Genomic DNA, 7,953 nt, shown 5'->3' on the forward strand with positions numbered 1-7,953 from the left:
GGGAAGTCGGCCGGGCCGACTTCCCACGCGGGCTTCGGGTACGGGCTTCGGGTACGGGCCTCGGGTACGGGCGGCCTCGCGGCTCTGGTCAGACCGGCTGGGCCGGGTCGTCCAGCCACGCCTGCCGACCGTTCGGGGTGACGGTGAGGCCGAGCCGTTCGACGCCGGGCTCGCCCGTCCGGTGCCACCAGGCGAGGGTGTCCTCGAACTCCTCCCACAGCCGACGGCCGCCGTACTGGCGGACCCGGTGCGGGTGGTCGCCGTCGCGGAACGTCGCGGCGGCCCAGGCCGGGACGGTGAGGGAGTACAGCCACAGCGTCCGGCCGCCGTCGTCATGGGGCTGGACGGCGTGGGTGGCGTCCCGCAGGCGCAGGCCGACGGCGAAGGGGAACGGGTCGAACTTGCCGTGCGCGGGCAGCACGGCGGTGGTCGTGCTCTCGGCGACGGTGCCGCCGCCGGCCGGGTTCCGGGGCCGGACGAGGCGCTGGGAGCGCATCTTCATGAACTCCACCGGCCGGAGGAACGGGCCGCTCGCGGTGCCGTCGCCATGGACGGTGAGGCGCACCAGGGCGTCGGCGTTGGAGTAGTGGGTGCCGAACGGCGCCAGGATCAGCCCGCCGGGCCGGGTCTGCTCGATCCACGCGCTCGGGACCTCCCGCAGGCCGTAGGTGGCGGCGATCCGGTCGTACGGGGCGCCGGGCGGGTGGCCGGGCGCGCCGTCCGCGCACACGACGGTCGGCCGGCGGCCGGCCCGTTCGAGTGCGGCGCGGGCCCGGGCGGACACCGTGGGATCGATCTCGACCGTGGTCACGTTCGTGTCGCCGAGCCGATGGGCGAGCAGGGCGGCGTTCCAGCCGGTGCCGGTGCCCTGTTCCAGCACCCGCATGCCCGGCTCCGCGCGGAGGTCGTCGAGCATGGAGGCGACCAGCGAGGGCATCGAGGCGGAGCTGGTGGGCACCGTGCCGGGCTCGGCGCCCTGGTGCTCGCCGTCGTCCCACTGGGTGACGATCGGGATGTCCGCGGCCGCGGCCGTCAGCCAGCTCTGCTCGTCCTCGGTCCGGTCGACGGGGCGGCTGGTGCCGGTGGCCAGGTCGTGCGCCCAGACCAGGTCCGGCAGGAACAGCGAGCGCGGAAGCGCGTCGAAGGCCGGCGCCCACGCGTCGGGGACGGGGAAGGACCGCCCCGGCGGGCGGTCCTCCTGCTCGGGTGCGAGCGTCACTTGCGGTGTCCCCCGTCTCCGGGCGGCGTCGTGCCGTCGGGGGACGGGGGGTCGGACGGCGGCGTCCACGGGGTGCCCGGGTGCCCGTCCCCCTCGTCGCCGCCCGATCCTCCGCTGCCGTGTCCTGCGTCGGGGTCCATGCCGAACTCCTTCTCCTCGGGGGCCCGCCCGTGTGCCGGGCCCGGACTCACCGCGCGCGGCAGACGGGCCCCGGGCGTCCGGGCCGTCACCGCGGGCGACGGATCGACGGTATGGAGTGGCCTGGCAGCCCCTCAGCGCGTTCGCGGATTTTCACCCCGGGGAGTCAACGCCCTTGGAGATCAAGGCCGAGGCCTGAGCACCGCACACAAGAGAGCCCTTGCGCTGGTCGAACGCGTGGGCGTGGATGGCGAGTTCGGTGGGTGTGGCGGGCACCCGATCGGACATCGGTTCCACGCGCGTCTCCGACAAGCCGACTGCCGCCGGAACCGGGGACGCCGGGTGCGTGGGAAGTCGGCCGGGCCGACTTCCCACGCCACTCCGGGATTCAGGTGCGGGTGGCTTGGGTGCGGCAGTGGGTGAGGGCGTAGCGGATGCGGGGGTCGGGGCTGGGGGCGGCGGTGAGGAGTTCGCCGGCCTGGACGAGGGAGGTCCAGTAGAGGGCGGGGTTTCCCGTGCGGGGCAGGGGTGTGGTGGCGGCGAGGGAGAGGTAGGCGGCGGTGAGGTTGCCGGTGGTGAACCAGCGCTGGAGGCCGTGCTGGTGGCCGGGTCGGATGCCGCCCATGGCGTCGATGGCGGTCTGGAAGTGGGCGACGACGACGCGCTCGGTGGGGGTCAGCCGCTTGGGGACGTCGAAGACGCCCAGGGCTTCGAGGACTTCACCGGTGTCGGCCTCGGAGTCGGGGCGGGGGTCGGCGAGCAGGGCGTCGTGGCACTCCCCCAGGCGCCGGGCAGTCTCGGCGGGCGGGATGTCGAGCGCGAGGCACACGGCCTCGGCGCAGGGCAGGGGCTGGTGGCCGAGGCGGGCGAGGAGTGCGTAGGTCGCGGCGGGGGTGGCGCCGCGCGAGAGGGTGTGGCGGGCGAGGGTGGCGAGGTGCATGAGGTGGGGTTCGGCTTTCAGGCGGTAACGAGGACGGGGGTGGGGGCAGGCGCGACGAGCACCCAGACGAACTTGCCGGGACTGCCGGGGCGGGGGCAGCAGCCCCAGCGCTCGGCGAGTTCGTTGACGAGGAACAGGCCGCGCCCGCACTCGTCGTCCGGAGCGGCGGTGCGAAGGACGGGGAGGCCGCTCCCGGCGTCGTGGACTTCGAGGCGGAGCCGGGAGTTGACGAGCGCGAAGCGGATCTCGATGGGCCGGTCGTCGGGCGCGCCGGAGTACCGGACGGCGTTGGCGAAGAGTTCGCAGAGAAGGAGTTCGGCGGTCTCGGCGTAGCGCTCGCCGGCGGGGAGGCCGGAGAGGTAGGCGCGGAGCAGGTAGCGGGCCAGGGGCGCGGATTCGACACAGGAGTCGAGGCGCGCGACGAACATGCGGGGGCGGCGGGCAGAGAGCATGGGGGAACACCTCAGGGGGATGGACGGGGACGACGGTGGTGGGCATTCACGCGTCGCGGGCAGGGAGCCGAGTTCCGGCCTTGACGGGCCGGGATGCGGAGGCGCGACGACGGACGCAACCCGGCGCCGTAGGCACACGACGCACGAAATGGGTGCCTGGTGGGGACTTGCTCGTCACGACGCCACTCCGATCCGTAGTGATCCAACTACCCAGCGCGCTCACTGTCCTCTAGACTTCAGATCTGTTCAACCTGTCCACAGTGTTTGATTAGTAAGGCAAATCGCCTTGAACAAGAGGGAACTCGACCCCCAGGCCTCCCCGGCAGCCGAGTTTGGAGCGCTTCTCCGCGCTTCGCGCGAGCAGCGGGGCTGGACGCAGGAATATCTTGCGGGGCTCGTTGGATGTACGTCGTCGCACATCTCGGCCCTTGAAAATGGCCGGAGGAAAGCAACTCGACGAATTGCAACACAACTTGACATCGCGTTCGACACAGATCAACAGTTCCTGACGGAGTGGAGCAGGTCGGGCCGACGCATCCTGTTCGAGGGCTTCGAGGAGTACTTGCGCGATGAGTCGAAGGCAGTGGCAATGCGGCTGTTCGAGATCAACATCGTTCCGAGCCTTCTGCAGACCCCCGCGTACGCCCGGGCGTACCAGGGGGCACTGGTCGGCCGGGGCGCCTCGACGCAACAGCAGGCCGACGAGCGAACCGATCTGCTACTCCACAGGCAGCGAGTCCTCACTCGTGACCCCGCACCACTCGTCCACGTGGTGATAGACGAAGGAGCGCTGCGACGGTCCGTCGGCGGTCGCGACATCATGGTCGAGCAGTTGCGGCACCTGGAGACCCTTGCGGCTCGGCCTCGCATCCTTCTTCAGGTGAGCCCGTTCTCACTGGGCGAGCTCAGGCCGTTCGCACATCCGATCACGTTGCTGACCACACCGAACAGGGCCATGGTTGGCTACGGAGAGACGCAGAAGCGGGGCTTCCTCGAACGCGATCCGGAGACACTGGCCGAGTGGGCCAGTGAGTACGATCACCTCCAGGTCGAGGCGTTGCCCCGGGCAGCGAGCATCGAGTTCATTCGAGAAGTGCGGAAGGCTTTTGAGCATGGATGATCTGCGCAGCGTGGCTTGGCACAAGAGCTCGTACAGTGCCCAGCAAGGACAATGCGTCGAGGTAGCAATCGGGTCTTCAGGCCAGGTACCCGTCCGTGACTCGAAGGACCCCGAGGGCCCTGCTCTGGCCTTCCCGGTCGGCGCCTGGTCGAGCTTCGTTGCTGCCATCCGCTCCGGCGAGTTCGGCGAGGTTTGAGCCGAAGCCCTGAACCGGTACCCGGGCCTGGGACGGTGTTCAGCGGGGTACGTCGGTTGCGCGGGTTGCAGGCTGTGAAGAGTGGCTGGGGTCCCCCCGGCCGAGCGTTTTTGCGTGAGTGAGGGAGGGCACGGAAGGGCTATGAGTGCTCTGGAAGTTGATCTGACCGGCGCCCAGTGGTTCAAGTCCTCCTACAGCAACAACGGCGGTAGCTGCGTCGAGGTAGCAATCGGGTCTTCCGGCCAGGTACCCGTCCGCGACTCGAAGGACCCCGAGGGCCCCGCTCTGGCCTTCCCGGTCGGCGCCTGGTCGAGCTTCGTTGCTGCCATCCGCTCCGGCGAGTTCGGCGACGTCTGATCCGCCGTCCCAAACCGCAGGCCCGGACAGCCGGTTGCGCGGTCCGGGCCGTGCCGGCCTGCCTCGGGATCGGCGAGGACGACCTGACAAACGCGGCGGCCTCGGCCCGTACCCGACGGCGGCGCCACGAGACCACAGGGGCGGCCTCGTGGCGCCGGCGCGTACGCGCCCCTCCGGTCAGCCGGTCAGCCGGTCAGTCGCGGGGGGTCGACAGGAAAGCGGCGGACTTCGGGTCGCCGACGAGGGTGGAGACCGCGCCCTTGACCACGGTCAGGGCGGCGGGCAGCGAGGCGACCGCCGCCGCCTTGATGGCGGTGAAGGACGTCAGGTCGAACTTGTCGGCGAGCAGCAGGCCCAGGAACGCCACCGCGTAGGTGGCGACGGTGCGCTCTACCAGGTCGATGATGAGCTTCCGCATGGTCGGGACTCCTTCGCGTCGGAGCATGCGGCGTCGGGGAGTTGGCGCCATCGGTGTACACGATCCGGGCGGCCGGTTCCGACGACGGTCGCGGCGCGCGGTTTCGCCGGGCGAGGGCCTCGACGGCCATCGGCGCCTGGTCGGTGAGCCGCCCGGCCACCCGAGCCGCTCGGGTCCCGTGCCGTGCAGCCGCCCGAGCGCCTCGTCCGGAATCCCTGTCGTCTCCACGGCAGGGTTGGTGGGCCCCGGTGTCTCGGCGGCGTAACGGGCGCCGGCCAGGGCCCAGGTCAGGAGGTGGTCTGCGCGGTGCAGGTGCCCAGCAGGTCCCCGGGCTGGATGCTGTTGTCGCCGAACGTGGCGTTCATGACGTTCGCGAACTCCGGCAGCACGCGCATCCGGATGTCGGAGAGCGCCAGGTCGACCCGGGGCGGGACCACGGACTGCACGTCGGGGCTGATCTGCGGCCGGGCCGGGATGTTGTACACGGGGGTGCGGGTGCCCGCCGGGTCGCTGCTGGTCTGGACGACGAACGTGCTGTCGCCGGAGAGGCTGCCCTCCAGGTTCGAGACCTGCACGTAGTGGCCGGCGGCGTCGGTCAGGGTGAATCCGCCCTTGGCCGCCGTCCGGATGTAGACGGAGTTCGCCAGGGTGACGGGGTTGCCGACGGCGGTGAGGTCGATGGTGACCGTGCCGGTGGCGTCCTTGTCCAGGAAGGCCGTGGCGTTGCTGCCGGGGGTGAGCGGCTTGAAGGTGACGCCGTCCTTCGTCCACAGCACCGTGCAGTCGGCGCTGCCGGTGGCCATGTTCAGGGTGACGGGCGCGCCCGCGTAGGCGAAGTGCGCGAGGACGAGGGTGCCGGCCAGGGCCGCGACGGCGACGGCGACGGTCTTCGGGGACATGCGCGGGGACTCCTGATCTTCCGGGTGCTCCCCCTTGGTGCCCCCAGCCTCCCGGGCCCGGTGGCGCCCGGCAACCGCACGACGGCCGCCCGGCGGCCTCGTCCCGGCCACCCGGGGCACCCTGGCCACCCGGGGCACCTCGGGCACCCACCCTCGGCGGGAATCCGCTGGCCCGCGGCCCCCGCCCACCGGCACAGTGGGCACCGTGAGGACTCCCGACACCGCCGGCGCCGCGTTCACTCCCGGCCTGGAACTGGCCCGCCTGCTCTACCAGGAGGCCGTACGGCCGCTGCTGGCACGGGAGTTCCCGCACCTTCCGTACGCGGCGGCGCGCGTGGGCGCGGGCTCCGAGGTGCTGGGCTTCGACACCGCGCGCTCCGCCGACCACGACTGGGGCCCGCGCCTGGAGCTGTTCCTCTCCCCCGCCGACGCCGCCCGGCACGGGCCCCGCCTGCGCGAGCTGCTGGCGCACCGCCTGCCCAAGCAGGTGGGCGGCGTGCCCACCCACTTCCGGCGCGGCCCGGACCCGGACGATCCGGTGCGCCATCTGGCGTGGACGGACGGCCCGGTGGACCACCGTGTCGAGGTGTGTGACCTGCCCACCTGGCTGGCCGGGCGGCTGGGCCCGGCGGCCCTGGCTGCGGAGCCGGACGTGCTCGACTGGCTGGCCCTGCCCCAGCAGCGGCTGCTGGAGGTGACCGCCGGGGCGGTGTTCCACGACGGCCCCGGCGAGCTGACCGCCGTACGCCGGCGCCTGGCCTGGTACCCCGACCAGGTGTGGCGCTACCTGCTCGCCTGCCAGTGGCAGCGCCTCTCCCAGGAGGAGGCGTTCGTCGGCCGCTGCGCCGAGGCCGGCGACGACCTGGGCTCGGCCGTGACCACCGCCCGCCTGGTCCGCGACCTGATGCGGCTGTGCCTGCTGACGGAGCGCCGCTACGCCCCGTACGGCAAGTGGCTGGGCAGCGCCTTCGCCCGTACGCGGGCCGCCGCCGAACTCGGGCCGCTGCTGCGGGGCGCCCTGGCGGCACGCGAATTCCCGGAACGGGAACGGTACTTGTGCGAGGCCTACGAGGCGGTGGGCCGCCGGCACAACGCGCTCGGCCTGACCGCCCCCGTGGCCGCGACGCGCCGCCCGTACCACGGCCGCCCCTACCTGGTGCTGCGCGCCGAGCGCTTCGCGCGGGCGCTGCTGGACGGCCTCACGGACGAGCGGCTGCGCGCCCTGCCGCCGGTGGGCGCGGTGGACCAGTGGGCGGACGGCACGGACCTCCTCGGGCGGCCTCGGGCCCTGCGCCGCGCGGTGGAAGCGCTCGGCAACAGCACCGACACGGAGGGGAGTTGAGTACCGGAGCGGATTGCGCGGCCGGGCCCCGGGCGGCCAGGGTGCGGGCGCGAACGCGCGCGAGGCGAGAGGACCGCTGCCGGTGAAGAAGCTGCTGAAGGACGTGGCCAAGAGCTCCTTCCACCTCGTCGGCATGCCGCTGTACCGGCTCGTCGACGGCGCCCGGGATCTGCGGGCGCTCAACTGGCCCACCGAGCGGCGCAAGGTCAGGCTGGTCAACTCGCCGCGCGCGCGGGCCGCCCGGGCGGCGGAGCGGGAGCGGATCCGGGCCCTGGTCGAGGCGATGGGGGCGGTGCCGGGGGTCGAGCACGTGCTGACCCAGGTCCAGGACCTGTCCACCCGCCCGTCCTTCCACGGCCGCGACCACCCCCGGGACACCCTGCTGGTCTGCCGGCTCCACGCCCGCGCCTTCTTCGTCGTCCGCGAGGACGTCCTCGACGTGCTGCCCCGGATCGCGGCGGCGGGCCTGGCCGAGTGGCGGGCCTGCGGCCAGGGGCCGGACCCGGGCGGGACCCTCGAACACGCGCTGCGCTGGTACCGCGACGGCGGCATCGGCGCCGACGGGTTGCGGATGGACGCCCCCTGCCTGGCCGGCCCCGGCGCCACGCTGCACTGGGAGCGGCCCGGCCTGCCGCCCCGGGAGCCGATGCCGACGACCTCGTACGCCGGCCCGTTGTTCGTCCGGGAGCAGAGCCCGCCGGACGCGGACCCGGCGCGGCTGCTGCGCGAGGCCCGGGCGGACGGGCGGGGCGTGGTCCTGGAGCTGGTCCTCGGCGCGGACTGGGCCGGTTACTGCCAGTACCACAAGGTGGCGCGCGGCGGTTTCCTGGGGCGCGGGCGGCTCTGAGCGCAGGGCCCGCACGGGGCGGGGC

At 73.0% G+C, this 7,953-nt stretch carries 11 protein-coding genes; 5 read left to right on the plus strand and 6 right to left on the minus strand.

Features of this window, described 5'->3' with window-relative positions; translation table 11 throughout:
* Positions 1–88: 88 nt before the first annotated feature.
* The 4 genes from ACFRMQ_RS34735 to ACFRMQ_RS34750 all read right to left on the minus strand — a co-directional run bounded on the left by ACFRMQ_RS34735 (position 89) and on the right by ACFRMQ_RS34750 (position 2,749).
* Complete coding sequence (locus ACFRMQ_RS34735; protein ID WP_380734779.1) at positions 89–1,219, minus strand: methyltransferase domain-containing protein; 1,131 nt, start codon at positions 1,217–1,219, stop codon at positions 89–91.
* Positions 1,216–1,359 carry a hypothetical protein gene (locus tag ACFRMQ_RS34740; protein ID WP_380734780.1) on the minus strand — a complete coding sequence of 48 codons (144 nt, stop codon included), beginning with the start codon at positions 1,357–1,359 and terminating at the stop codon, positions 1,216–1,218. Before ACFRMQ_RS34740 ends, ACFRMQ_RS34735 begins: the two co-directional genes overlap by 4 nt.
* Positions 1,360–1,745: 386 nt before the next feature.
* Positions 1,746–2,297: a hypothetical protein gene (locus ACFRMQ_RS34745; protein WP_380734781.1), complete on the minus strand. Its 552-nt coding sequence runs from the start codon at positions 2,295–2,297 to the stop codon at positions 1,746–1,748.
* A gap of 17 nt (positions 2,298–2,314) precedes the next feature.
* Positions 2,315–2,749 (minus strand): ATP-binding protein, encoded by a 435-nt coding sequence (locus tag ACFRMQ_RS34750; RefSeq protein ID WP_380734782.1) that lies wholly within the window; start codon positions 2,747–2,749, stop codon positions 2,315–2,317.
* Between the two features lie 286 nt (positions 2,750–3,035).
* On the opposite strand from ACFRMQ_RS34750, the gene ACFRMQ_RS34755 reads away from it, so the two are divergent.
* The 3 genes from ACFRMQ_RS34755 (at position 3,036) to ACFRMQ_RS34765 (ending at position 4,422) form a co-directional block, all read left to right on the plus strand.
* Positions 3,036–3,869: a Scr1 family TA system antitoxin-like transcriptional regulator gene (locus ACFRMQ_RS34755; RefSeq protein ID WP_380734783.1), complete on the plus strand. Its 834-nt coding sequence runs from the start codon at positions 3,036–3,038 to the stop codon at positions 3,867–3,869.
* The gene (locus ACFRMQ_RS34760) at positions 3,862–4,065 is read left to right on the plus strand and encodes a DUF397 domain-containing protein (protein WP_380734784.1); all 204 of its coding nucleotides are present in this window, start codon (positions 3,862–3,864) and stop codon (positions 4,063–4,065) included. Before ACFRMQ_RS34755 ends, ACFRMQ_RS34760 begins: the two co-directional genes overlap by 8 nt.
* 141 nt (positions 4,066–4,206) lie before the next feature.
* Positions 4,207–4,422, plus strand: coding sequence for a DUF397 domain-containing protein (locus tag ACFRMQ_RS34765; protein ID WP_380734785.1), 216 nt, complete (start codon positions 4,207–4,209; stop codon positions 4,420–4,422).
* Between the two features lie 193 nt (positions 4,423–4,615).
* On the opposite strand, the gene ACFRMQ_RS34770 is transcribed toward ACFRMQ_RS34765, so the two are convergent.
* Both ACFRMQ_RS34770 and ACFRMQ_RS34775 read right to left on the minus strand, forming a co-directional pair.
* Entirely contained in the window at positions 4,616–4,840 is a 225-nt protein-coding gene (locus ACFRMQ_RS34770; protein WP_380734786.1) for a holin, read from the minus strand.
* A gap of 287 nt (positions 4,841–5,127) precedes the next feature.
* Positions 5,128–5,739, minus strand: a complete 612-nt coding sequence (locus tag ACFRMQ_RS34775; protein WP_380734787.1) for a hypothetical protein — start codon at positions 5,737–5,739, stop codon at positions 5,128–5,130.
* A gap of 205 nt (positions 5,740–5,944) precedes the next feature.
* On the opposite strand from ACFRMQ_RS34775, the gene ACFRMQ_RS34780 reads away from it, so the two are divergent.
* Both ACFRMQ_RS34780 and ACFRMQ_RS34785 read left to right on the plus strand, forming a co-directional pair.
* Positions 5,945–7,081: a DUF4037 domain-containing protein gene (locus ACFRMQ_RS34780; protein WP_380734788.1), complete on the plus strand. Its 1,137-nt coding sequence runs from the start codon at positions 5,945–5,947 to the stop codon at positions 7,079–7,081.
* An 82-nt stretch (positions 7,082–7,163) separates the two neighbouring features.
* On the plus strand, positions 7,164–7,928 hold the full coding sequence (locus ACFRMQ_RS34785) for a hypothetical protein (protein WP_380734789.1): 765 nt from the start codon (positions 7,164–7,166) through the stop codon (positions 7,926–7,928).
* Positions 7,929–7,953 lie beyond the last annotated feature (25 nt).

The organism is Kitasatospora sp. NPDC056783 (assembly GCF_042789895.1).
In the GTDB taxonomy this organism is placed as follows: Bacteria; Actinomycetota; Actinomycetes; order Streptomycetales; family Streptomycetaceae; genus Kitasatospora.